Annotated in this window: 24 protein-coding genes; 16 read left to right on the top strand and 8 right to left on the bottom strand. The window is 69.6% G+C overall.

Going from position 1 to position 24535, the window contains the following annotated elements; translation table 11 throughout:
* Positions 1-3 precede the first annotated feature (3 nt).
* On the bottom strand, positions 4-663 hold the full coding sequence (locus OL358_RS15555; protein ID WP_264710965.1) for a copper resistance CopC family protein: 660 nt from the start codon (positions 661-663) through the stop codon (positions 4-6).
* A gap of 126 nt (positions 664-789) precedes the next feature.
* On the opposite strand from OL358_RS15555, the gene OL358_RS15550 reads away from it, so the two are divergent.
* Entirely contained in the window at positions 790-1191 is a 402-nt protein-coding gene (locus tag OL358_RS15550; protein WP_264710964.1) for a hypothetical protein, read from the top strand.
* 12 nt (positions 1192-1203) lie between these two features.
* Here OL358_RS15550 and OL358_RS15545 read toward each other — a convergent pair whose 3' ends face one another.
* Complete coding sequence (locus OL358_RS15545; protein ID WP_264710963.1) at positions 1204-1554, bottom strand: hypothetical protein; 351 nt, start codon at positions 1552-1554, stop codon at positions 1204-1206.
* A gap of 169 nt (positions 1555-1723) precedes the next feature.
* Between OL358_RS15545 and OL358_RS15540 the strand changes: the two genes are divergently transcribed.
* From OL358_RS15540 to OL358_RS15530, 3 genes are all read left to right on the top strand, one after another.
* Complete coding sequence (locus OL358_RS15540) at positions 1724-2233, top strand: FHA domain-containing protein (RefSeq protein WP_264710962.1); 510 nt, start codon at positions 1724-1726, stop codon at positions 2231-2233.
* Positions 2233-2925 carry a MerR family transcriptional regulator gene (locus OL358_RS15535; RefSeq protein WP_264710961.1) on the top strand — a complete coding sequence of 231 codons (693 nt, stop codon included), beginning with the start codon at positions 2233-2235 and terminating at the stop codon, positions 2923-2925. Before OL358_RS15540 ends, OL358_RS15535 begins: the two co-directional genes overlap by 1 nt.
* Before the next feature lie 109 nt (positions 2926-3034).
* Positions 3035-3580, top strand: coding sequence for a MerR family transcriptional regulator (locus OL358_RS15530; protein WP_264710960.1), 546 nt, complete (start codon positions 3035-3037; stop codon positions 3578-3580).
* 139 nt (positions 3581-3719) lie between these two features.
* Here the strand turns inward: OL358_RS15530 and OL358_RS15525 are convergent, their stop codons facing one another.
* Positions 3720-4934, bottom strand: a complete 1215-nt coding sequence (locus OL358_RS15525; RefSeq protein ID WP_264710959.1) for a trans-sulfuration enzyme family protein — start codon at positions 4932-4934, stop codon at positions 3720-3722.
* A gap of 102 nt (positions 4935-5036) precedes the next feature.
* On the opposite strand from OL358_RS15525, the gene OL358_RS15520 reads away from it, so the two are divergent.
* The gene (locus tag OL358_RS15520; RefSeq protein WP_264710958.1) at positions 5037-5534 is read left to right on the top strand and encodes an Lrp/AsnC family transcriptional regulator; all 498 of its coding nucleotides are present in this window, start codon (positions 5037-5039) and stop codon (positions 5532-5534) included.
* Between the two features lie 9 nt (positions 5535-5543).
* Here the strand turns inward: OL358_RS15520 and OL358_RS15515 are convergent, their stop codons facing one another.
* On the bottom strand, positions 5544-6353 hold the full coding sequence (locus OL358_RS15515; RefSeq protein WP_264710957.1) for a ParA family protein: 810 nt from the start codon (positions 6351-6353) through the stop codon (positions 5544-5546).
* Positions 6354-6426: 73 nt separating this feature from the next.
* On the opposite strand from OL358_RS15515, the gene OL358_RS15510 reads away from it, so the two are divergent.
* The 3 genes from OL358_RS15510 to OL358_RS15500 are packed head-to-tail and all read left to right on the top strand — an operon-like array spanning position 6427 to position 11883.
* Positions 6427-9834: a pyruvate carboxylase gene (locus OL358_RS15510; RefSeq protein WP_264710956.1), complete on the top strand. Its 3408-nt coding sequence runs from the start codon at positions 6427-6429 to the stop codon at positions 9832-9834.
* A 53-nt stretch (positions 9835-9887) separates the two neighbouring features.
* Positions 9888-11387, top strand: a complete 1500-nt coding sequence (locus tag OL358_RS15505; RefSeq protein WP_264710955.1) for a MinD/ParA family protein — start codon at positions 9888-9890, stop codon at positions 11385-11387.
* Between the two features lie 7 nt (positions 11388-11394).
* On the top strand, positions 11395-11883 hold the full coding sequence (locus OL358_RS15500) for a peptide deformylase (protein WP_264710954.1): 489 nt from the start codon (positions 11395-11397) through the stop codon (positions 11881-11883).
* Between the two features lie 74 nt (positions 11884-11957).
* Here the strand turns inward: OL358_RS15500 and OL358_RS15495 are convergent, their stop codons facing one another.
* Positions 11958-13784 (bottom strand): AMP-dependent synthetase/ligase, encoded by a 1827-nt coding sequence (locus OL358_RS15495; protein WP_264710953.1) that lies wholly within the window; start codon positions 13782-13784, stop codon positions 11958-11960.
* 149 nt (positions 13785-13933) lie between these two features.
* Here OL358_RS15495 and OL358_RS15490 point away from each other — a divergent pair, with 149 nt between their 5' ends.
* Genes OL358_RS15490 through OL358_RS15480 form a run of 3 tightly spaced genes read left to right on the top strand, consistent with a single transcriptional unit; the run spans position 13934 to position 16948 of the window.
* Complete coding sequence (locus OL358_RS15490) at positions 13934-14869, top strand: ROK family protein (RefSeq protein ID WP_264710952.1); 936 nt, start codon at positions 13934-13936, stop codon at positions 14867-14869.
* A gap of 2 nt (positions 14870-14871) precedes the next feature.
* Positions 14872-15558: a lysophospholipid acyltransferase family protein gene (locus OL358_RS15485; protein ID WP_264710951.1), complete on the top strand. Its 687-nt coding sequence runs from the start codon at positions 14872-14874 to the stop codon at positions 15556-15558.
* Between the two features lie 52 nt (positions 15559-15610).
* Positions 15611-16948 (top strand): class II 3-deoxy-7-phosphoheptulonate synthase, encoded by a 1338-nt coding sequence (locus tag OL358_RS15480; protein ID WP_264710950.1) that lies wholly within the window; start codon positions 15611-15613, stop codon positions 16946-16948.
* 40 nt (positions 16949-16988) lie between these two features.
* On the opposite strand, the gene pknB is transcribed toward OL358_RS15480, so the two are convergent.
* Together pknB and OL358_RS15470 are read right to left on the bottom strand one after the other, a co-directional pair.
* Complete coding sequence (gene pknB, locus OL358_RS15475; RefSeq protein ID WP_264710949.1) at positions 16989-18935, bottom strand: Stk1 family PASTA domain-containing Ser/Thr kinase; 1947 nt, start codon at positions 18933-18935, stop codon at positions 16989-16991.
* Positions 18936-19004: 69 nt separating this feature from the next.
* Positions 19005-20159 (bottom strand): LysM peptidoglycan-binding domain-containing protein, encoded by a 1155-nt coding sequence (locus OL358_RS15470; RefSeq protein WP_264710948.1) that lies wholly within the window; start codon positions 20157-20159, stop codon positions 19005-19007.
* Between the two features lie 208 nt (positions 20160-20367).
* On the opposite strand from OL358_RS15470, the gene OL358_RS15465 reads away from it, so the two are divergent.
* Complete coding sequence (locus OL358_RS15465; protein ID WP_264710947.1) at positions 20368-20718, top strand: Rv2175c family DNA-binding protein; 351 nt, start codon at positions 20368-20370, stop codon at positions 20716-20718.
* 16 nt (positions 20719-20734) lie between these two features.
* Here the strand turns inward: OL358_RS15465 and OL358_RS15460 are convergent, their stop codons facing one another.
* On the bottom strand, positions 20735-21781 hold the full coding sequence (locus OL358_RS15460; RefSeq protein ID WP_264710946.1) for a polyprenyl synthetase family protein: 1047 nt from the start codon (positions 21779-21781) through the stop codon (positions 20735-20737).
* Between the two features lie 112 nt (positions 21782-21893).
* On the opposite strand from OL358_RS15460, the gene OL358_RS15455 reads away from it, so the two are divergent.
* From OL358_RS15455 to OL358_RS15440, 4 genes are all read left to right on the top strand, one after another.
* Positions 21894-22262, top strand: coding sequence for a DUF3040 domain-containing protein (locus OL358_RS15455; protein ID WP_264710945.1), 369 nt, complete (start codon positions 21894-21896; stop codon positions 22260-22262).
* A gap of 195 nt (positions 22263-22457) precedes the next feature.
* Complete coding sequence (gene mraZ, locus OL358_RS15450; RefSeq protein WP_264710944.1) at positions 22458-22889, top strand: division/cell wall cluster transcriptional repressor MraZ; 432 nt, start codon at positions 22458-22460, stop codon at positions 22887-22889.
* Between the two features lie 101 nt (positions 22890-22990).
* Positions 22991-23944 (top strand): 16S rRNA (cytosine(1402)-N(4))-methyltransferase RsmH, encoded by a 954-nt coding sequence (gene rsmH, locus OL358_RS15445; RefSeq protein WP_264710943.1) that lies wholly within the window; start codon positions 22991-22993, stop codon positions 23942-23944.
* Complete coding sequence (locus OL358_RS15440; protein WP_264710942.1) at positions 23941-24534, top strand: hypothetical protein; 594 nt, start codon at positions 23941-23943, stop codon at positions 24532-24534. Before rsmH ends, OL358_RS15440 begins: the two co-directional genes overlap by 4 nt.
* The last annotated feature ends 1 nt before the right edge of the window (position 24535 follow it).

Raw genomic sequence — 24535 nt, 5'->3', positions numbered from 1 at the left:
AGCCTAGTGCGCGGCGGGCGGCTCGGAGCCGGGGCCGGAGGGGCCGCCGAGCGCCCGCTCGCGGTTCTCGGCGAGTGCCTTCTCGCGGCGTGCGCGCGAGACCAGCAGGTAGAGCACGGCGCCCGCGATGGCGGCGAGCACGAGCCCGGCGACGATCCACGGCCACGACGAGGATCCCGAATCAGCCGGGGGAGCGCTCGAGGACGGCGTCGGCGTCGGGGTCTGCGTGGGGTCGGTCGTCGCGGTCGGCTCGGGAGTCGTGGTCGGCGTCGGCGTCGGTGCTCCGGAGACGGTGAACTCGAACTCGCCCGAGATGGGGTGCCCGTCGCTGGAGACCACCTTCCAGAGCACGCTGAGGGTGCCGGATGCCTCGCCTGCGAGCGCCTGCGTCAGCACGTTGTCCTGGGCAGTGGGCGCCCCGTCGGCGAGTTCTGTGCCCGAGGCATCCGTCACCGACACCTCCGACGCTCCGTCGTCGGTCGCGATGATCCCGCTGAAGGTGAGGGAGATCTGCGCCGGGAGGGCATCCACGGTGGAGCCGGACGCGGGATCGCTGCCGAGCAGCTCGTCGTGCGCCTGCGCCGGGGATGCCGCGAAGAGCAGTGCGGCGAACGCCAGCAGGAACGCCGCGACGAGGGCGAGAGGGCGGGCCGATGAACGCATGTGAATTCCTTGTGACATCACCCGATCGAGCCTATCGACCCCTTCGATCCGAGGACGGCGAGGTCTAGCATGGCGCCAGGCGGGAGCACCTGCCCCGCCGGCCGCGGAGCGGAAGGACGGTGGCGGATGGACGCCATGATGATGGACGCCATGTCGAAGGACATGATGTCGATGCCGGGCATGGACACGATGGACATGGCGGTGCTGCAGGCCTGTATGGACGCCTGCTCGGCCTGCGAGCAGGCGTGCACCGTGTGCTCGACGCAGATGATGTCGTGCGGCCCCGCCTGCATGAACTGCGCGGACATGTGCAACACGATGATGCGGGCCATGATGCGCATGCAGGGGATGACCCCCGCGTCGATGATGGCGATGCTCGATGCCTGCATCGCGATGTGCCAGACCTGCATGGACGAGTGCATGGAGCACGCCGACCACAGCGAGGTCTGCAAGATGTGCGCTCAGTCCTGCAAGGCGTGCATGGACGCGTGCATGGCCGTCAAGGACATGATGATGAAGGCGGCCTGAGCCGCTCCCGGATCAGCGACGCAGGACGTTGAAGCGCTCGCGGCCGACCGCGAGCACGTGATAGCGCTCGTGCAGCGAGACCGGCGCGCCCGGCGTGAGCACCAGGGCGGCTCCGGCTCCGTTCCACACGGCCACCGGCTCGCCGTCGGCGAGGGTGCGCAGCAGGACCACGCCCGACGCCGCATCGGCGTGCTCGACGATCGCGTCGGACCACTCCGACGGCGTCGCCGCGGCCAGCCTCGACTGGATCAGGTGCAGCGCGTGACCCGGCGCGAAAGAGGAGCAGGCATCGCCGTGATCGCACATGCACGTCGCACTCTCGCGCACCTCGAGGGGCGGGATCTGGCGCTGCTGGCTCGACACGACGGGGCTCCTTCTCGTAGTTTCGTTCTTCACCCACGTTAGGTCGCGCGCCGCCCCCGGACACGTCGGCCGACACGGGGCGAAACAATGCGGAACGCCGTGTCGCACCGATTCCGCCTCTTTCGCCGCACGGGTGATCGGATAGGCTTGCAGGCAGAGGAGGACGACCGTGGAGGAACACCGCCGACCCGACGAGGGCGACATCCGCCGGGCATCCGGTGCAGACGCCGATTCGGGTGACACCGACCGCGGAACCGACACCACGCAGACCTTCGGGCACGACTCGGATCTGTCCTTCGTGCCGTTCGGGAGCGAGCTGGCCGACGCCGAGCTCGAGGCGATCGAGGCCCTGCCCACCGGCGCCGCTCTTCTGCTGGTCCGCTCCGGACCCACCGCGGGCGCCCGCTATCTGCTCGACACCGACGTGACCACCGTCGGGCGCCACCCCGAGGCCGACATCTTCTTCGACGACGTCACCGTCTCGCGTCGTCACGCCGAGATCACGCGCACCGGCGCATCCTTCGAGCTCGTCGACCAGCGCTCGCTCAACGGCACCTACGTCAACGGGGAGCGCGTCGACCGCTCGGTGCTGAACAACGGCGCCGAAGTGCGCGTGGGCAAGTTCCGCCTGAACTTCTTCGTCTCTCCCGCCGACCTCGCCCAGGTCGCGGAAGGGTGATGCCGGCCGCATCCTCCCGCGAACGATCAGCGTCCGCGGGTCTTCTGAGCATCGGGCAGGTGCTCGCTCGGCTGTCGCCGGAATTCCCGTCGCTCACCTCCAGCAAGCTCCGCTTCCTCGAGGTGCAGGGGATCGTCACACCGCTGCGCACCGAGTCGGGCTACCGCAAGTTCTCTCCCACCGATCTCGAGCGGCTGCGCCTCGCGCTCACACTCCAGCGCGACCACTATCTGCCGCTCGTCGTGATCCGCGAGTACCTCGAAGACGTCGACGCGGGCCGCCAGCCGGCCACGCCCACGGCCGTCCCCCCGCCGTCGATCGTGCCGGCACCGCGCCGCTACCGCCGCGACGAGCTGCTCGCCGCGGCAGGGGCTGCGCCGCAGCTGCTGAACGACGCCATCAGCACCGGGGTGATCACCGGTTCCGACGGCTACTCCGAGCAGGACGTCGCGCTGCTGCGCGCGCTGGTCGCGCTCGACCGGCACGGAATCGAGCCGCGCCACGTCCGGGCCCTGCGACAGAACGCCGAACGCGACGTGGCGCTCGTCGAGCAGGCGCTCTCCCCGCTGCTGCGACGCACGGATGCCGCCTCGCGCGGCCGCGCAGGCGAGCTCGCACCGGAGCTGGCCAAGCGCCTCGACGAAGTGCGGTCGATCTTCGTGCGCGGAGCGCTCGAGCGGCTGCTGTCCTGACCCGCGCGGTCCGTATCGCGCGACACGCCGGGGCGTTCCGCCCGATGTCGTTGCCCGAGCGGTGCGGCTCATCTAGCGTAAAACTATCCGATCCCGAGGGGGGCCGAGCATGACTGCTCGAGAAGTGGCCGAAGGCGAGCCGTTCGTCGCCGAGCTCCTCTTCACCGATGGCCTGCCCGACATGGATGACGAGGTCGGCTACCGCGGTGCGGTGGCGGCACGCGCGGCGGGCATCACCTATCGCCAGCTCGACTACTGGGCACGCACCGAACTCGTCGAGCCGACCGTGCGCGGTGCCAGCGGATCCGGATCCCAGCGTCTCTACGGCTTCCGCGACATCCTCGTGCTCAAGCTCGTCAAGCGACTCCTCGACACAGGTATCTCGCTGCAGCAGATCCGAACGGCTGTCGAGCAGCTGCGTGCTGCCGGCATCCGCGACCTCGCCGGCACCACGCTCATGAGCGACGGTGCCTCGGTCTACCTGTGCACGTCGAACGACGAGGTCATCGACCTCGTCAGCCGCGGCCAGGGAGTGTTCGGCATCGCCGTCGGCAAGGTCCTGCGCGAGGTCGAGTCCGAGCTCGTGGAGTTCGAGGCCCAGACGCCCGACGCCACGGACGAGCTCGCGCTGCGCCGCGCCGCCCGCACCGCCTGATCCAGGCATCCTGAACCACCCTGGCAGGGGTGTGTCTGCGCGCGCGTGCCGCCCGCGCGATCTCGGCGGATCTCGCGGATCTCTGAGGGTCGCGCGGGAATCCTCCGAGATCCGGTCGATCCTCCGAGATCCGATCGCGTCAGAGCGCCGCGACCACCTCGGGCCGACGTGCGGCCGGCACCGCGGAGAGCGCCTGAGCGAGGTCGGCGATGAGATCCTGCGGCGCCTCGAGGCCGATCGACAGGCGGACGAGTGCATCCGACGGCTTGGCCTCGCTCTGCACCGGACGGTGTGTGAGGGCGGCAGGATGCTGGATGAGCGAGTCGACGCTGCCCAGTGACACCGCGTGGGTGAAGAGCCCGACCGACGACGTCAGCGCACTGGCGGCGTCGAACCCGCCCGCGAGCTCGATCGCGATCATCGCGCCGGGCCCGTCCTGCTGCGTGCCGACCAGGCCGTACGGGTCGCACTCCGCGAACCCGGGGAAGTGCACGCGCGCCACCTCCGGCCGCGTCGTGAGCCAGCTCGCGACCGACCGCGCGGTCTCCTGCTGTGCCCGCATCCGCACCGGAAGGGTGCCGAGGCCCCGGTGCAGCAGGTAGGCGGCCAGCGGATGCATGATCGCGCCCGTGATGGCTCGAGTGCGGCGCAGGGCGGCAGCGGTGGCCGCATCGCATGCCACGACTCCGCCGACGACGTCCCCGTGGCCGCCGAGGTACTTGGTGGCGCTGTGCAGCGAGATCGCGGCACCGAGGTCGAGCGGATGCTGGAGCACCGGCGTAGCGAACGTGTTGTCGACGAGCACCGGCACGTCGCCCGCCGCCGCGACGACCGCGCGGATGTCGACGAGCTCGAGGGTCGGGTTCGCGGGGGACTCCAGGATCACGAGTGCGGTGTCGGGACGCAGCGAGGCGGCGACGGCGTCGGGCGCGCAGTAGGTGGCCTCGACGCTCAGCAGTCCCGACGCCAGCAGGTGGTCGGTGCCGCCGTACAGCGGACGGACGGCGACCACGTGGCGCTTGCCCTGCTCGTGCGACAGGGCGAGGAGCACGGCGGTGACGGCGGCCATCCCCGACGAGAAAGCGACGGCCTCCTCGGCGTGCTCGAGGCGGGCCAGCGCCTCCTCGAAGCGCGCCACCGTGGGATTCCACAGCCGCGCGTACACGTGAGAGCCGCCCTCGAACGGGTGGCCGCCGGTCGCGAGGGCCTCGTACGAGAGACCTCCGACATCGATCCCGGGGAGCGGGTTCGTGGACGAGAGATCGAGGGGCAACGCGTGGACGCCCAGCGCGGCGAGGTCATCGCGGCCGGCGTGCACGGCAAGGCTGTCGGGATGCAGCGACATCGGTGTCATGCAGGAATCGTCGATGATTTCGCAGGAATAGGCAAGAGTATTTGACGGCGATCTGCCTTCACGGGAGTATGAGTTGTAGATTCCACAAGGTCAGGAGTTCGGATGCCGCACCCGCCGAAGAATCCGCAGGTCGTCGCCACGGCGCTCGACGCGACGGATCGCGCCCTCCTGGCAGCGCTCATCGATGACGGGCGCATGACGAACGCGGCGCTGGCGGCGCGCGTGGGGCTTGCGGAATCGACGTGCGCTTATCGCGTGCGTGCGCTGCGCGAGTCGGGGGTCATCACGGACATCTCGGCGCGCGTGGATCTCGCGGCCGTGGGAAGGCCGATCCAGGCCGTGATCCAGGTGCAGCTCGCCAGCCACAGTCGCGCTCACATCGACGCGCTCTTCGACCGGCTCGCCGGCATTCCGGGCGCACTCTCGGTCGTGCACGTCTCCGGCGACAACGACTTCCATGTGCACGTCGCCGTCGCGAGTCCCGAGCGCCTGCGCGACCTCATCCTCGAGCACATCACGAGCCATCCGGCCGTCACGAAGACCGAGACGCAGCTGATCTTCGAGGCTCGCCGGGGGAGCGGAGTGCTCGGGCCGCTCTGAGCGTGAGCGTCAGATGCGGGCTTCGCCCGGCACGGGGATGCGACCGGTGCGCATGACGCGGTCGAGGAGCGAGTCGAAGTCGGCTGCGAGTTCCTGAGCCGAGTCGCCGGGCCAGATGTGGAGCGGCTTCGCCGCACCCTGCGCCTGCTGGAGCGACGTGCGCTCCGGCAGCTGCGGCGACAGGACGAGCGGGCCGAACATGTCGCGAAGCTCCTTGATGCGGAACTGGTGCTCGATCGACTGCGGTCGCACGCGATTGACCACGATGCCGAGAGGCTGCAGGCGCGGCGAGAGGCCGCGGCGGATCTCCTCGATCGCGCGGAGAGCGCGGTCGGCAGCCGCGACGGAGAAGAGGCCCGGCTCGGTGATGACGATGACGCGGTCGCTCGCGGCCCAGGCCGTGCGGGTGAGGGCGTTGAGCGACGGCGCGCAGTCGATGAGGACCAGGTCGTAGTCGGCCTCGATCGTGGCAAGTGCTTCTTCGAGCTTCCACACGTCGCGCACGCTCGGGTGGGGACCGTCGAAGTTGATCGCAGACGGGCTGCCGATCATGACGTCGATCGTGCCCGGATGCACCTTCGCCCAGCCGCTGGAGGTGATGGCCTGACGGACCGTCTTCTCCTTCGGATTGGCGAGGACATCGGCGACATTCAGGCGACCTGCCACCTGAATATCCATGCCCGTCGACACGTCGGATTGCGGGTCTAGGTCGACGACGAGCGTGCGGACACCGCGGGCGAAAGCCGCCGACGCGAGTCCGAGAGTCACGGTCGTCTTGCCGACACCACCCTTGAGCGAGCTGACGGAAAGGACGTGCACAATTCACCACGTTACCGTCCCCTAGGCTGAGAGCACACTCAGGCCCGCCCGCATCGCCGCCTTCGGAGGTCGAATGTTCCGCAAGATCCTGGTCGCGAACCGCGGCGAAATCGCCATCCGAGCATTCCGCGCCGCGTATGAGCTGGGTGCTCGCACCGTCGCGGTGTTCCCCTTCGAGGACCGCGGATCGCTGCACCGCCAGAAAGCCGACGAGTCGTACGAGATCGGCGAGAAGGGGCATCCGGTCCGCGCCTACCTCGACATCGATGAGATCATCCGGGTCGCCCTGGCGTCCGGCGCCGACGCGGTGTACCCCGGTTACGGGTTCCTGTCCGAGAATCCCGATCTCGCCGAGAAGTGCGCCGAGAACGGGCTGGTCTTCATCGGTCCGCCCTCGTCCGTGCTCGAGATGGCAGGGAACAAGGTCACCGCCAAGCAGCACGCGGTCGCGGCCGGTGTTCCGGTGCTGCGCTCGACCGACGCATCCGATGACGTCGACGCGCTCGTCGCGCAGGCGGACGGCATCGGCTTCCCGATCTTCGTCAAGGCGGTCGCCGGCGGCGGCGGCCGCGGCATGCGCCGTGTCGAGCAGCCCGCGGAACTGGCACCCGCTCTGGCCGAAGCGATGCGCGAGGCCGGCAGCGCGTTCGGCGATGCGCGCGTCTTCCTCGAGCAGGCCGTCCAGCGGCCGCGTCACATCGAGGTGCAGATCCTCGCCGACAAGTCGGGCGAGACGGTGCACCTTTTCGAACGCGACTGCTCTGTGCAGCGGCGTCACCAGAAGGTGATCGAGATCGCACCCGCGCCGAACCTCGACCCCGCGGTGCGCGACGCGCTCCACGCCTACGCCGTCGCGTTCGCCCGGTCCATCGGCTACGAGAACGCGGGGACCGTCGAGTTCCTGCTCGAGACCGCCGGCCCCCGCACGGGCGAGGTGGTCTTCATCGAGATGAACCCGCGCATCCAGGTGGAGCACACCGTGACCGAGGAGGTCACGGATGTCGACCTCGTGCAGTCGCAGATGCGCATCGCCGCGGGGGAGACGCTCGCCGAGCTGGGTCTCCTGCAGGACCAGATCCAGCTGCGCGGCGCGGCCCTTCAGTGCCGGATCACCACGGAGGACCCGTCGCAGGGGTTCCGCCCCGACACCGGCCGCATCACGACCTATCGCTCGCCGGGCGGCGCCGGCATCCGTCTGGACGGCGGCACGACCGCCGCAGGGTCGCAGATCAGTCCCCATTTCGACTCGATGCTCGCCAAGCTCACGTGCCGCGCCCGCGACTTCCCCGCGGCGGTCACTCGCGCGCGTCGCGCCCTCGCCGAGTTCCGCATTCGCGGAGTCGCCACGAACATCCCGTTCCTGCGGGCGGTGCTCGACGACGAGGCGTTCGTCGCGGGCGACGTCAGCACGTCCTTCATCGACGAGCGGCCGCTGCTGCTCACGAGCAACCCGTCCCGCGACCGCGCGACGAAGCTCCTGAACTGGCTCGCCGACGTGACCGTCAACCGTCCCTATGGCGAGAAGCCGCTCTCGGTGTCGCCGGGCAGCAAACTGCCCCACATCGACCTCAGCGCCGCGCCGCCCCACGGCACGCTCGAGCGCCTGCGCGCGCTCGGTCCCGACGGATTCGCCCGCGCCCTTCGTGAGCAGACGCCGCTGGCCGTCACCGAGACCACGTTCCGCGACGCGCACCAGTCCCTCCTCGCCACACGTGTCCGCACGCGCGATCTCGTGCGCGTCGGGCCGCACGTCGCTCGCATGACCCCGCAGCTCCTGTCGGTCGAGGCCTGGGGAGGTGCAACCTACGACGTCGCGCTGCGCTTCCTCGCCGAGGACCCGTGGGAGCGTCTGGCGGCGCTGCGCGAGGCGATGCCCAACATCCCGATCCAGATGCTCCTCCGCGGCCGCAACACGGTGGGCTACACGCCGCGCCCGGTCGAGGTGACGGACGCGTTCGTGAATGAGGCCGCCGCGACCGGCGTCGACATCTTCCGCATCTTCGACGCGCTCAACGACGTGTCGCAGATGCGCCCGGCGATCGAGGCCGTGCGCGGCACGGGGACGGCTCTCGCCGAGGTGGCCGTCTGCTACACCGCCGATCTCCTCGATCCGGCCGAGCAGCTCTACACGCTCGACTACTACCTGCGGCTGGCCGAGCAGATCGTCGAGGCCGGTGCGCACGTGCTGGCGATCAAGGACATGGCGGGTCTGCTGCGTCCCGCGGCAGCCGCCAAGCTGGTGACCGCCCTGCGCGAGCGCTTCGATCTTCCCGTCCACCTGCACACGCACGACACGGCCGGGGGTCAGCTCGCGACGCTGCTCGCCGCGAGTGCGGCCGGGGTGGACGCGGTGGATGCCGCAGCCGCGCCGATGTCGGGCACGACGAGTCAGCCGTCGCTCTCCGCCCTCGTCGCAGCCCTGGCCCACACCGACCGCGACACGGGCCTCGACCTGCAGGCCGTGAGTGACCTCGAGCCGTACTGGGAGGCCGTTCGCCACCTGTACCGCCCGTTCGAATCCGGTCTTCCCGCGCCGACGGGCCGCGTGTATCACCACGAGATCCCCGGGGGCCAGCTCTCCAACCTCCGCCAGCAGGCGATCGCGCTCGGGCTGGCCGACGACTTCGAACTCATCGAGGACATGTACGCCGCTGCGGACCGGCTGCTCGGTCGCATCCCCAAGGTGACGCCGTCCTCGAAGGTCGTCGGCGACCTCGCGCTCGCGCTCGTCGCGGTGCGGGCCGATCCGGCCGACTTCGAGCAGAACCCGCAGAACTACGACATCCCGGACTCGGTCGTCGGGTTCATGGCGGGTGAGCTGGGCGACCTTCCCGGAGGGTGGCCGGAGCCCTTCCGCACGAAGGTGCTCGCCGGCCGGACCGTATCGATCGACGTCCCGCCGCTCACCGACGAAGAGCGGGCAGGCCTCGCCGGCGACGGCGTCGACCGGCGTCGCACCCTGAACCGGCTGCTCTTCCCCGCCCCTGCGCGCGAGTTCGAGAAGAACCGCGCGACCTACGGCGACCTGACCGCGCTCGGAACCCCCGACTACCTCTACGGCCTCAAGCCGGGGGAGGAGCACGTCGCCGAGATCGACCCCGGTGTGCAGCTCTACGTCGGTCTGGAGGCGATCGGCGAGGCCGATGCCAAGGGCATCCGCACCGTCATGACGACGCTCAACGGACAGCTCCGACCGGTCTTCGTGCGCGACCGCAGCATCACGGTGGACGTCAAGCAGGCTGAGCGTGCCGACACCACGAAGCCCGGTCAGGTGGCCGCTCCCTTCTCGGGCGTCGTCACATTGAAGGCATCGGTCGGCGACACGGTGACCGCCGGTCAGCCGGTGGCGTCGATCGAGGCGATGAAGATGGAGGCAGCCATCACGTCGCCCGTCGACGGCGTCGTGGAGCGCCTCGCGATCAGCGAGACGCAGCAGGTGGATGCAGGAGACCTTTTGGTCGTGATCCGCCCCGCGCAGTAACCTGGAGGGCGGAACTCACCCGAATTCCCCTCCCTGGCTTGGAGAATGACGCAGTGACGCCTGATCGCCCTGACCACACGCCCGACGAATCCGAGAACGGTGTGCTCTCCGACACGGGCAGCCTCGACACCAGCGGAATCGGCATCCTCGGCGGCGCCACCGCACAGGTGAACGTCGAACTGCCCTCCGAAGAGGAGGACGACGATCTCGTCGAGGACGAGGTCATCGACGGCGGCATGCCGTTCGTCGTCGAGATCCCGGCCGACACGGCCGAGGCCGAGTTGGTCGAGAGTGCCGAGACCGAGGACTGGACCGTCGAGGACGACGTCGAGGACTGGCAGCCGGTGGAGGACATCGCCGACGCCGACGTCGTGGGCGAAGGCTTCGCGCCGGAGTTCCCGTCGGCCGCCGAGCCCGCCGACGTCGCGGACGAGGGCGAGACGGCGGCATCCGACCTGACCGCCGGGGCGCACGAAGACCCGCCGGTCTCCGCAGCGGCCGCCGCCGTCCCGCGCCCCGCGGCCGCAGCTCCCGTGGAGCGCGTTTCCTACCCGAACGCGGACGTGAGTCTCACCTCGAAGCGCCTGGGCGAGTTCGAGCCCGATCGCGAGACGGCCGATCTGCTGACCGCCGACCGCCTGCTCGACCCGCACCAGGTCGTCCGGAGCGAGCCGGAGGGCTACTGGCAGCACCTGGTGTACTCGATCTCGGGGAGGCGCATCAACCTCGGCGACGGCAAGCGCGCCCGCGCTCGCAAGGAGCTCGACCGCCGCATCGCAGCGCCGCTCCACGGCGGCGCCCGCTTCGTGCCGGTGCTCTCGCGCAAGGGAGGCGTCGGCAAGACGACCGTCACCACCCTGCTCGGCATGGCACTCGCCGATGCGCGCGACGACCGCGTGATCGCCGTCGACGCGAACCCCGACCGCGGCACGCTCGCCGAGCGCATCGCACGCGCCAGCGGGAAGACGGTGCGCGATCTCGTGCGTGCGCGGGGCGACGTGGTCGGGTTCAACGACCTCTCCGACATCGTCGCGCGCGACGAGACCCGCCTCGACGTCGTGGCGTCGGATTCCGACCCCCGCGTATCCGAGGCGTTCAGCGACGCGGACTATCGCGATGTCGCCACGCTCGCCGCCCACTACTACTCGATCGTGCTCACCGACACCGGCACCGGGATCGTGCACTCCGTGATGGGCGCGACACTCGAACTGGCCGACCAGCTCGTCATCGTCTCGGGACTCAGCGTCGACGAGGCGCGGCTCGCGTCCGAGACGCTCACGTGGCTCGAGACCAACGGCTACGCCGACAAGGTGCGCGGTGCCGTTGTGGTGCTGAACAACTCGCGGCCCGGCAACCCTCTCGTGCAGCTCGAGGAGCTCGAGGCGCATTTCCGCACCCGCGTGCGCGCCGTCGTCCGCATGCCCTACGACTCGCACATCGCGGCCGGCAGCGCCATCGTCTTCCGCGACCTGCAGCAGGCCACGCGAGACGCTGCACGCGATCTCGCCGCGACCGTCGTCGAGGGTCTGCGCACCTACGCGTCCGCCGCATAGTCGCGTCATGGCAGTTCGTTCCATCCGGGTCTTCGGCGACCCCGTGCTCACGTCCGCGAGCGCGCCGATCGGCGACATCGACGACGGCGTGCGCGCACTCGTGCGCGACCTGCTCGACACGGTCGAGCTCCCCGGCCGCGCAGGTCTCGCGGCACCGCAGATCGGCGTCGGGCTCCGCGCCTTCAGCTACAACATCGACGGAGACATCGGCTACGTGCTCAACCCCGTGCTGGAGGTCTCCGGCGAGCCGGAGGCGATCGGGGAAGGATGTCTGTCCGTGCCGGGGCTGTGGCATGACGCCGTGCGCCACCCGTGGGCGCGGGTCACCGGCATCGACCTCGACGGCAACGAGGTCGTGCTGGAGGGCGAAGGGCTCATGGCTCAGGCTCTGCAGCACGAGACCGACCACCTCGACGGGATGCTCTACCTCAAGAGGCTCACGCCCGAGGAGCGTCGCATCGCGATGCGGGAGATCCGCGAGTCCAGCTGGTTCTAGGCGTACACATCGCCGAGTGAGACGAAGCCCCGGCCCTCCGAAGAGGGCCGGGGCTCCGGCATCCGATCTGCGCTCTACTTGAGCGAGACGTTGGACGTGTTCACCGGGACGCTGTAGAGCTCCTCGATGGCGCCGGCGAAGTCATCCATGATGACGTTGCGCTTGATGCTCATCTTCGGCGTGAGGTGGCCGCTCGCCTCGGTCCACTCGCTGTCGAGGATGGTGAACTTGCGGATCGACTCGGCGCGCGAGACGGACTTGTTCGCGTGGTCGATCGCGCGCTGCACCTCGGCGCGGACGGCCTCGTTCTTGGAGGCGTCCGTCAGCGACATGTCGCCCGGAAGGTCGTTGTTGGCCAGCCACGTCGGCAGCATCTCGGGGTCCAGCGTGATGAGCGCCGAGATGAACGGCTTCTGGTCGCCGACGACGACGACCTGACCGACGATCGGGTTCGCGCGAATCGGATCCTCGAGCACGGCGGGGGCGACGTTCTTGCCGCCGGCCGTCACGATGATCTCCTTCTTGCGGCCGGTGATGCTGAGGAAGCCCTCGTCATCGAACGAGCCGATGTCACCGGTCTTGAACCAGTCGCCGTCGAACGCCGCGGCCGTCGCCTCGGGGTTGCGCCAGTACTCCTTGAACACGTTGATGCCGCGCACCTGGATCTCGCCGTCCTCGGCGAGTCGGATGCCGACACCCGGGAGCACTGGACCGACGGTGCCGATCTTCGACTTGGTCGCGAGGTTGACCGTCGCGGGCGCCGTCGTCTCGGTGAGGCCGTAGCCCTCGAGGATGGTCACGCCGAGGCTGTGGAAGAAGTGCCCGAGACGGTGTCCGAGCGGAGCGGAGCCCGACACGGCGTACACCACGTTGCCGCCCATGGCGGTGCGCAGCTTGCTGTAGACGAGACGGTCGAAGAGCCTGAACTTCACCTTCGTCATGAAGGGAACCTTCTTGCCCTCCTGCAGGAGGCGCGAGTGCTCGACGGCGGTGTGGGCCGCGGCGCGGAAGATCTTGCCCTTACCGCCCGCCTCGGCCTTCTGCTCGGCCGAGTTGTACACCTTCTCGAACACGCGCGGCACCGCCAGCAGGTACGTCGGCTTGAACGAGCCGAGCGCCGGCAGCAGCTGCTTCGTGTCGGGCTGGTGGCCGGTCTTCACGCCGGCGTGGATGTTCAGCACCGAGATGAAGCGCGCGAAGATGTGCGCCGTCGTGATGAACAGCAGCGTCGACGCACCCGGCTTGGCCACGACCTCGTGGAGCGACTTGGCCGAGTTGCGGGTGAGCTCCACGAAGTTGCTGTGGGTGAGCACGCACCCCTTCGGGCGTCCCGTCGAGCCGGACGTGTAGATGAGGGTCGCGATGTCGGCGCCGTTGGCGATGCTGCGACGGCGTTCGATCTCGGCATCGGTGACGTCCTTGCCACCGGCGACGAGCTTGTCGAGGTCGCCGCGCTGCATCTCCCACGTCGAGCGGATCAACGGCACGTCTGCGCGGATCTCATCGAGGCGCGCGGAGTGATCGGCCGACTCGGACAGGCACGCGATCGCGCCGGAGTCGTTGAGGATCCAGCTGATCTGCGACGGTGAGCTCGTCTCGTACACGGGGACCATGACAGCGCCCGCGTAGAAGAGTGCGAAATCGACGAGCGTCCAGTCGTAGGTGGTGCGTGCGATGAACGCGACCTTCTCGCCCGGCTCGATGCCCGCGGCCACGAAGCCCTTCGCGAGGGCCACCACCTGCTTCTGGAAGTCGGCGGCCGTGATGTCGCGCCAGCCGCCCGCGTCGGGGACGGCGAACAGCGCGAGCTGCGGCGTCGCCTTCACCCGCTCGACGAGCAGATCGGCGACATTCGCCTGGGGATCGGCGGGGACGATTGCGGGGACTTCGAATTGGACCACGGCAGCTCCTTCGGTACCGGACGATGAATCTCGGGTGGATCTCATTCGAGTCTAATCCGAAGGGTGTGACGATCCGTCAGGAGTGTGGAACTCGTCGCGCCGCTAGACTCATCGCGCCGTCGCGCGCGCGTCGGCCGGAGAGGAATGCGGTGCTCAAGGTCGGTATCGACATCGGCGGGACGAAGATCGCAGGAGGGGTCGTCGACCCCGACGGTCGCATCATCGAGAAGCTCCGCGTGGACACACCGATCGACACGAAGGCGCTCTCCGACGCGGTCATCGACATGGCGCGGCACTTCTCCGCCGGCCACGACATCGCCGCAGTGGGCGTCGCAGCCGCCGGGTTCATCGACCGGGACGGCGCGACGGTGATCCACGCGCCCAACATCGCCTGGCGCAACGAGCCCCTCAAGGCCACGCTGGAGGCCGGCATCGATGTGCCGGTCACGATCGAGAACGATGCCAACGCCGCCGGGTGGGCGGAGTTCCGCTTCGGCGCGGGCCGCGACGTCGACAACATGGTCATGCTCACGATGGGCACCGGCGTCGGTGGAGCGATCGTTCTCGACGGCGAACTGTTCCGCGGCGGTCATGGGATCGCCGCCGAGCTCGGTCACACGCGCTTCACGCGCGACGGTCTGCTGTGCGGCTGCGGACAGAACGGATGCCTCGAGCAGTATGCGTCCGGACGGGCGCTGCAGCGGGAGGCGAACACGATCGCCGACGCGGGCGGCATCGGTCAGGCGCTCGCCGATCTGCGGGCCGAGAAGGGCTCCATCAGCGGGCCCGCCGTGTCGAGGCTCGTCCTCGCCGGCGATGCCGGAGCGACCGAGGCGCTGCGTCGCGTCGCGACGGCGCTCGGCGAGGCCTGCGGCGGCTTCCAGGCCGTGCTCGATCCCGAGCTCTTCGTCATCGGCGGAGGAGTGGCGCAGCTGGGCGAGGATCTCCTCGCACCGGTCCGCCTCGCCTACGAGACGTCTCTTCCGGGGTACGGCGACCGGCCGGTGGCCGCGTTCGCGATCGCACAGCTCGTCAACGACGCCGGCCTGATCGGCGCCGCCGACCTCGCGGGAGCAGAGGGGTAGCGATGTTCTACTGGCTGATGAAGTACGTGGTGATCGGACCGATCGTGAAGGCGATCTTCCGCCCGTGGATCGTCGGCCGCCGCAACATCCCCGTGGAGGGCGGCGCGATCCTGGCGAGCAACCACCTGTCGTTCATCGACTCGGTGATGCTTCCGCTGATGATCGATCGCCGCGTGGCCTTCCTCGCGAAGAGCGACTACTTCACCGGCAAGGGGCTCAGAGGCTGGGCGACCCGCGTCTTCTTCAAGGGGACCGGCCAGCTCCCGATCGACCGGTCCGGCGGAAAGGCCTCGGAGGCCTCTCTCAACACCGGCCTCCAGGTGCTGGGCGGAGGCGAGCTGCTCGGCATCTACCCCGAAGGCACGCGCAGCCCCGACGGCAAGCTCTACCGAGGCCGCACCGGCATCGCGCGCATGGCACTGGAGGCCCACGTGCCGGTCGTGCCGGTGGTCATGGTCGACACCGACACGATGATGCCGATCGGGCAGCGTCTCCCCAATGTCGTGCGCGTCGGCGTCGTGATCGGCGAACCGCTCGACTTCTCGCGGTTCGCGGGCATGGAGGGCGACCGCTACATCCTGCGTTCGATCACGGACGAGATCATGGTCGCGCTGCAGCGACTGGGGGAGCAGGAGTACGAGGACGTCTACGCCTCGACGGTGAAGGACCGGCTCCCGACGAAGGCCTGAGCGTCCGCGTCACACGGTCCGGGGCCTGCGCGGCCACGACTAGAATCGAGGGATGCTTCAGCAGCTCGACAGCCTCGACCACTGGCGGACCCTGCCCATCAAGCAGCAGCCCGCCTGGCCGGACGCCGACGCCGTGGCTGCGGCATCCGCAGAGCTCGCCACGCTGCCGCCGCTCGTGTTCGCGGGCGAGGTCGACAACCTGCGGGAGCGTCTCGGACGCGCCGCATCGGGCGAGGCATTCCTGCTTCAGGGCGGCGACTGCGCCGAGACCTTCGCGGGGGCGACCGCCGAGCAGATCCGCAACCGCATCAAGACGGTGCTGCAGATGGCGGTCGTGCTCACGTACGGTGCGTCGATGCCGATCGTGAAGATGGGGCGCATGGCGGGGCAGTTCGCCAAGCCGCGCTCGAGCGATTCCGAGACGCGCGGCGAGGTGACGCTGCCGGCGTACCGCGGCGACATCGTCAACGGCTACGACTTCACCGAGGGCTCCCGTCAGGCCGACCCGCAGCGACTGCTGAAGGGGTACCACACGGCGGCCTCGACCATCAATCTGATCCGCGCGTTCACGCAGGGTGGGTTCGCCGACCTGCGCGAGGTCCACTCGTGGAACAAGGGCTTCGCGCAGAACCCGGCCAATCAGCAGTACGAGCGGATGGCGACCGAGATCGATCGGGCGATCCGCTTCATGGAGGCCGCGGGCGCGAACTTCGACGAGCTCAAGCGCGTCGAGTTCTACACGGGGCACGAGGGCCTCCTGATGGACTACGAGCGGCCGATGACGCGCATCGACTCGCGCACGAGCACGCCCTACAACACGTCGGCCCACTTCCTGTGGATCGGGGAGCGCACGCGCGACCTCGACGGCGCGCACGTCGACTACTTCTCGAAGATCCGCAACCCCATCGGCGTGAAGCTCGGACCGACGACGTCGCCCGAGACGGCGCTCGCGCTCATCGACAAGCTCGATCCGAATCGCGAGCCCGGCCGTCTCACCTTCATCACGCGCATGGGAGCGGGCAGGATCCGCGATGCACTGCCCCCGCTGCTCGAGGCCGTCAAGGACTCGGGCGCGACCCCGCTGTGGGTCACCGACCCGATGCACGGCAACGGCATGACGACGCCCACCGGCTACAAGACGCGTCGCTTCGACGACGTGGTCGACGAGGTGCGCGGCTTCTTCGAGGCCCACCGTGCCGTCGGCACGTTCCCCGGCGGCATCCACATCGAGCTCACCGGCGACGACGTCACCGAGTGCCTGGGTGGTTCCGAGGAGATCGACGAGGCGGCTCTCGCGACGCGCTACGAGAGCCTGTGCGACCCGCGCCTGAACCACATGCAGTCCCTCGAACTGGCCTTCCTCGTCGCCGAGGAGCTCGAGAAGCGCTGACCCGGCTTGCCGGATGCCTCGGCGCGGGCCTGTCGGCTCGTCAGCCGGAGACGGTGATCTCGATGTAGATGCGCGTGCCCTTGAGCAGCATCGAGCCCGCCACCGGATCGGATGACGCGACCTCGGTCACCTCATCGGGGAACGGCGTCCAGAGGGCCGAGTAGTCCACCTGGAACCCCGCGGCCTCGAGGTTCGCGATCGCCGTGTCGCGGGACTGGCCGACGACATCGGGAACCTCGAAGAGCGGGGGACCGGTGGACACGATGAGCGTGATGGTGTCGCCTGGACGCCACCAGGTGCCGCCTTCGCGCTCGGTCGTGCCGATCACCAGACCCTCGGCGATGTCGTCGCTCGCCTTCTCGATCACGTCGTCGGTCACCACGAGCTGGGCATCCGTCAGCGTCGCGCGGGCCGCGTCGACCTCCTGGCCGCGGACGCTCGGGAGTGCGCCGAGCGAGACCCACAGCGTCGCGGTATCGCCCTGGCGCGCGGTGCAGCCTTCACCGCATGGGATGTCCTCCCCGCCGTCGCGAGGATGGATCAACACGCCGACGACGCCGTCGGCGGCGGTGTCGGTGTAGAAGGGGCTCTCGCCGTCGACGGCGATCTCCTGCGCATCGAGGATGCCGGTGACCTCGGTCTTGTCCTTGCCCAGCATGGATTCCAGCTGCACCTCGGCCGGGCCGAGGGAGATGAGAACCGTGATGTCGGCGTCCTTGTCGACGCGCGAACCCGACGGGGGATCGGTGCCGATGGCGAGCCCCGCTTCGACATCGATGCTGTTCTCGCCGCGCTCGATCGCGACGAGGGAGTCCTCGGCCAGACGCTCCTGGGCTTCGGCGAAGGTCATGCCCGAGACATCCGCCACCGCCACCATCGAACCCGGACCGGAGCCGAACCACCAGCCGAGGCCCGCGGCGAGAGCGGCCAGGAGAACGACGAGGGCGACGATCCACGCCCCGCGCGACCGTCGCCGCTTCATGGCACTGCGCAGCTGCGTGGCGTTGTCGACCTCGTCGATCGGGTGCGTGGCGGTCAGGCTCATGCCGGTCGACGGCAGGACGGCGGTGAGCTCGCCCGACGGGATGCCCTCGTCGCGCGGGGCTCCGATGATCGCGGTGCGGGTCACGACCGGAGCAATGGCGAGCTCGCGCTCGATCTCGCGGAGCCGCTCGAGCATCTCGCGCGCGTCGACCGGTCGGTCGTCGGGGTTCTTCTCCGTCGCCCACAGCACCAGCTCGTCGAGAGGCTCGGGAACGCCGGGGTTCTTGACGCTGGGACGCGGCACGGAATCCGTCGCGTGCTGGAAGGCGATCTGCATCGGCTGCTCGCCCTTGTAGGGCTGCTCGCCGGTGAGCATCTCGTACAGCATGATGCCCAACGCGTAGATGTCGCTTCGTGCATCCGCGGTGCCGCGCGTGACGAGCTCCGGCGCGAGGTAGGCGATGGTCCCCAGCAGTTGCGCACCGGTCGCCGTGTTGGCGGTCGTCGCACGCGCCAGACCGAAGTCGCCGATCTTGATGCGGCCGTCCTCGGCGAGCAGCACGTTCTCCGGCTTCACGTCGCGGTGGACGATTCCCGCTCGGTGGGCGGCGGCCAGGCCCGAGAGGATCGCGTCGAGGATCGACACGGCCTGCGGAACCGTGAGTCGCCGCTGCTCGCGCAGGAGCTCGCGCAGCGTGATTCCCGGAAGGTACTCCATGACCAGGTAGGCCATGTCGCCGTCCTGACCCTGGTCGAAGACGTTCACCACATGCGGATCGGCGAGCCGTGCGGCGGCGCGTGCCTCCTGGATGAAGCGGCTCTGGAACACCGTGTCGTCGCTGAGGTGGCCGTGCATCACCTTGAGCGCGATTCGGCGTTCGAGGCGCAGATCGGTGGCCACGTAGACGGTCGCCATGCCTCCGCGCGCGATGCGAGCGCGGACGCGGTACCGGCCGTCGACCAGACGGCCGATCAGCGGATCCGTCTGCTGGCTCGTGCTCACGCGAGAAGTCTACGGACGCACACCTGTCAGGCCGCGGAGCGGCTCACCCTGTGACGCGGATGCCACGGCTCAGCCGAGCGCGGCGAGCCAGGCGTAGGCGGGCTTCTCCCACCGCGCGTAACGATCCGGATACGCCGAGACCTGCACCGCCTGCGCCGCCTGTGCGAAGCTCATGCTCTGCCAGTCGGGGATGTCGAGGAGGCCCCGCGTCCGCGTGCCGTTGGGGTCGCCGGGGCCACCGTAGAACGCCTTGATGGACCTCACTCGGTCGCGCACCTGGTCGGCGGTGCCCCAGCCCGTGCTCGGTCGCTGCTGGAACAGTCCCAGCGAGTCCCGGTCACCCCAGTCGAGGTTGCGGATCCAGGACTCCTGCATGGCGGTGCCGAGGGCGATCGCGATGCCGCGGTCGGGCACGCCCAGCTCGCGACCGATCCGGATGATCAGGCGCGCGTTCTCGGTCTGCGGCGCGTCGAGGCCTGTCGCAGCCGCCGGAGCACTCACCGCTGCGCTCGCCTTCGCGGGTATCGCCAGCTTCTGACCGGGGTAGATGATCGACGCCGCGGACAGCTTGTTCGCCGTGAGTACGGCGTTCACGCCGACGCCGTGCCGCTGCGCGATCGCGGTGACCGTGTCGCCCGCTCTCACCACGTAGGACGTCGTCGCCGGAGCAGGTGCGGGCGCAGCGGGCTTCGTCGCCGCCGCGGGAACGGCCCTGCCCGGGATCCGGAGCTTCTGACCGGGGTAGATGATCGAAGACCAGCCGAGCCGGTTGGCGGAGAGCACCGCCTGGACCGAGATGCCGTGCCTCTGCGCGATTGCGCTGACGGTGTCGCCGCCTTTCACCGTGTACGTTCCCGTCGCCGCGCTCGGCGTGGCGGGCGCGGGCGCAGCGGCCCGGGCGGCGGAGAGCCTGAGGACCTGGCCCGGGTAGATCACCGACCGCCACGTCAGGCCGTTGATCGCGAGGACGTCGGCCGTGCGCAGGCCGTGGCGCGCGGCGATCGCGCTCACGGTGTCGCCGCGCTTGACCGTGTAGGTGGCGGGCGCGGCGTTCATGGCGGGGAGGGCGCGCACCAGCGGGACCGACGGGCCCGTCCTGGCAGCGAAGACGTGCCGGCCGTCCGCGAGTGCGGGTCGCGGCATCCGCTCCTCAGCCGCGTCGAATGCCTCGGCCGGTGCGGACGAGAGCACCAGCGCGATCGATCCGACGACGGCCGCGGGCATGACGGTGAGTGCAGCGCGAGGTGCTCGGATGCGGTCGGTTCGAGTATTGGGTCGCACGGTGATCCCCCTCCTACGACTCCCAGCACGCTGTCACGGATGGCTACGGGTGTCAACGGGTGTGCAATGTGGGGCCTCTGTGATCAATGTGACGAACGGGGTCGTCCACTCGCGTGTGCGCACAGTCCCGGGGGAGTGCAATAGTTGCTGGGTGACCGCTGACGACGCTGCGCGCGTGGAGACCGAATGGCTCACCCTTCCCGAGCTCGTGGAGGTGCTCGGCGAACCGCTGGGACGCGTCCGCCGGTTCCTCGATGAGTCCTACCTGATCGGCACGCGCCGCGACGGGGCGCTCCGGGTTCCGGCCGTGTTCATCGTGGACGGCCATCCGATCGCGTCTCTGAGAGGCACCGTGATCGTGCTGCACGACGCCGGGTTCTCCGACGACGAGGCGCTCGACTGGCTCCTCAGCCCCGATGAGTCCATCGGCATCGCTCCGATCGAGGCGCTGATCGCGGGACGCAAGGCAGAGGTGCGGCGCGTCGCGCAGACGCTCGCGTAAGGCGGGATCCCGCCCGTCAGGTGACGCGGACAGTGGCTGCGCGAGCGAGATCGCGCAGCTCTCCCACCGCGGCGTTTCCCAGTCGCGCGCCCGACAGCGCCCGCTCGGCTTCGCGCGCGTAGTCCGCGATGAGCGCCTCGACCCGCTCGAGGGCGCCGCTCTCGACGATCGTCCGCTGGAGTGCCGAGATCTGACCGGCATCCAACGTCGGGTCACCCAGCAGCTCGTCGATGATCCGCCGAGCCGGGGGAGCCAGCGCCTCCCGCGCATACGCGATCAGGACGGTCCGCTTTCCTTCGCGAAGATCGTCGCCCGACGGCTTGCCCGTCTCGCGCTCGTCGCCGAACACGCCGAGCACGTCGTCGCGCAGCTGGAATGCCATGCCCACGGGGTGTCCGAACGCCGCCAATGCTGCGGATTGCGCGGCGTCGGCGCCCGAAAGCGCCGCGCCGATCGCAAGGGGCTGCTGGATGCTGTAGCGCGCCGACTTCAGGGACGCGACGCGCAGCGCCCGCTCCGCGTGCCGCTCGTCGGGCTCGGTGACGAACGCGGACTCCTCGGCGATGTCGAGGAACTGGCCGATCGTGACCTCGCGCCGCATGGTCGCGTACTCGCCTCGCGCGGCCGCGGCGCGCGCCGGCTGAGCGAGGGTCAGCCCCTCCTCGAACAGGTCGTCACTCCACGCGACGAGGAGGTCGCCGAGGAGGATGGCTGCCGATCGGCCGAAGGATGCGGCATCCCCGGCCCACTGCGCTCCACGGTGCGAGGCCTCCATCGCGCGGTGCGCGGCGGGGCGACCTCGGCGGGTGTCGGAGTTGTCGATCACGTCGTCGTGGACGAGGGCTGCGGCGTGGAACACCTCGAGGGATGCCGCGGCCGCCACCACATCCGCGGGCGCCGGACCCGCAGGCCCGGAGGCCTCCTCCACTACCCTCCACCCCGCGACGCAGAATCGCCCGCGCAGGCGCTTGCCTCCCGATACGGCGGCGGCGGCGGCCTCGATGAAGAGGTCGGCCTCGGATCCGAGATGGGCCGCGTCCTGACGCTGAGCCGAGACGAACATGTCCAGACGCTGGGAAATGGCTTCAACCGGGTCTGGAGAGGCGGACACGGGCCTAGCCTAGTGATCAACGGCACGCGTAGAATCGTCGTACCCGAGCAAAAGAGGGGGATGCATGCCACTCTCCGAACAGGAGCAGCGTCTGCTCGATGAGATGGAACGCCATCTCATGCGCAACGACGCCGACGTCGTCAGTGCGCCCCGCGACGGCCGCACTCTCAGCTACCGCAACATCGTGTACGGCACGATCCTCGTGCTGCTCGGTCTGGGCGGGCTGATCGTCGGCGTCTCGCTTCCGCTCATCGTGGTGGGTGTGATCGGCTTCGTCGTGATGCTGGGCGGGGTGCTCCTCGCCGTCACTCCCACACGCGGCCCCGGGCGCGTTCGCGAAGAGCCCGCCAAGCCGTCTCCCTCCGCACATCAGAGCGCTTCCTTCATGGATCGCATGAACGACAGATGGGACAAGCGCCAAGGGGAGCGCTGATCCGCACCCTCCGCTGACGCGAGAGACAAGCACCGACCTCCGGGTCGGTGCTTTTTCTTTGCCCCGGCACCACGGCACCCGCGCCGGAAGGGGGCGCCGGGGAGGAATACCCCCGAAGTTGATGACAAAGTGGAGGGAAGTGGAGTAAAGTGGCGAGCATCCTGCGGGGGCCGGTCGAAGGGGAGTGATGAGCCGATGCTTCTTGGCACGCACACTCCCAAACTCGACGACAAAGGCCGCGTCATCCTCCCGGCGAAGTTCCGCGACGACCTCGGCGGGGGCGTCGTCGTGACGCGCGGTCAGGACCGCTGCCTCTACGTGTTCAGCACCGAGGAATTCGAGCGCGTGCACGAGCGCATCCGCGAGGCGCCGCTGGCCAACAAGCAGGCCCGTGACTTCCTGCGCATGTTCCTCTCCGGCGCGAGCGCCGAGAAGCCCGACAGCCAGAACCGCATCACCCTTCCGGTCCCGCTGCGCGCCTACGCGGGCCTGGAGCGCGACCTCGTCGTCACCGGCGTGGGCGCCCACGCCGAGATCTGGAACGCCGACGCCTGGAACACCTACGCCGACGCGAACGAAGAGAGCTATGCCGAGCTGGAGCAGGAGGTGATCCCGGGCCTGTTCTGAGCCCTCGGTCCTGACTCCCAGCCGCCCTCCCTGACGCACTTCCCCGGTGTCAGGTCGGAGCGGATGGGGATCAGGGCCGAGGGACCAGGGTCCAGATCGATATGAGCCTCCGCGACATCCACACCCCGGTCCTCCTCGAGCGCTGCCTCGAACTGCTCGCCCCGGCGCTCCAGCGCGACGGGGCGGTGTTCGTGGACGCGACCCTCGGCATGGGCGGCCACTCCGAAGCGTTCCTCGAGCGGTTCCCGGGTCTCCACCTGATCGGGTTGGATCGCGACACCGACGCACTGCGCATCGCGGGCGAGCGCCTCAGCCGCTTCGGCGACCGCGTGACGCTCGTGCACACGGTGTACGACGGCATCGCCGAGGCGGTCACCGGCGCCGGCTTCGCGGCCGCGGACGGCATCCTCTTCGACCTCGGCGTCTCGTCGCTTCAGCTCGACGTGGCCGACCGCGGCTTCGCGTACTCGCACGACGCGCCGCTCGACATGCGCATGGACCAGTCGTCCGGTACGACGGCGGCTGACATCCTCGCCACCTACGGAGAGGGCGACCTGCGTCGCATCTTCGAGCGCTACGGCGAGGAGAAGCTGGCGGGCCGTTACGCCCGCGCGATCATCGCCGCGCGCGCAGAGGCGCCGATCGAGCGCTCCGGCCGGCTCGTCGAGATCCTCCAGGCGGCAACGCCCGCTGCGGTGCAGCGCACCGGTCACCCGGCGAAGCGCGTCTTCCAGGCGCTGCGGATCGAGGTCAACCGCGAGCTGTCCGTGCTCGAGGACGCGATCCCGTCGGCGCTCAGCATCCTGCCCGTCGGCGGTCGCATCGTCGTGCTGGCCTATCAGTCCCTCGAGGACCGCCTCGTCAAGCGCGAATTCGCGGATGCCTCCTCCTCGACCGCGCCCGCCGGGCTTCCGGTCGAGCTGCCCGAGCACGCACCGCGCTTCCGCCTCCTCGTCAAGGGCGCGGAGCTCGCCTCCGACGAGGAGCGCGCCGTGAACCCCCGAGCCACCCCGGTGCGTCTGCGCGCCGCCGAGCGAGTTCGGGAGAACGCGTGAGCACCGCAACGAGCGCCCTGCGCACTCCAACCGTCGCGCCGGTGCAGACGGAGTCCCCGGACCGCCGCCTGTGGGCCGTCCCGTCTCCGGCGCGTCGGCGTCGCCCGAAGCTGCTGTACGGCGTCGTGGCCGTGCTCGGCGCGTTCGTCATCGCCGGCGCGCAGATGGCGCTGTCGATCATGACCACGCAGGCCACATACGAGCTCTCGAGCCTCAGCTCGCAGCAGCGCGACCTGACGTTCAAGAAGCAGATCCTGTACGACGAGGTCGCCGGACTCGGCTCGCCGCAGTACCTGGCGGCCAACGCGGCGGCGCTCGGCATGGTCATCGACGAGTCGCCGAACTACCTCCGCCTGAGTGACGGGGCACTCCTCGGGGCGGGGCAGGTGTCGTACGGTCGCTCGTCGGTCGACGCCATCGGGCGCGGGGTGGTGCCGAACGCACTCATCACCGACACGCCCCTCGTCACGGCGCCCGACGCGACGATCAAGGGCAAGCCCGTCGCCCCCGTGACTCCCGTCGAAGACAGCGGAGTCGCCAACACTCCGCCGCCGATCACCGACGGACTGCCCACGCCGAGCACACACTGAT

Origin of the sequence: Microbacterium sp. SSM24 (assembly GCF_025989145.1) — a bacterium.
In the GTDB taxonomy this organism is placed as follows: Bacteria; Actinomycetota; Actinomycetes; order Actinomycetales; family Microbacteriaceae; genus Microbacterium.
This window is presented reverse-complemented; position numbering and strand designations above follow the sequence as displayed.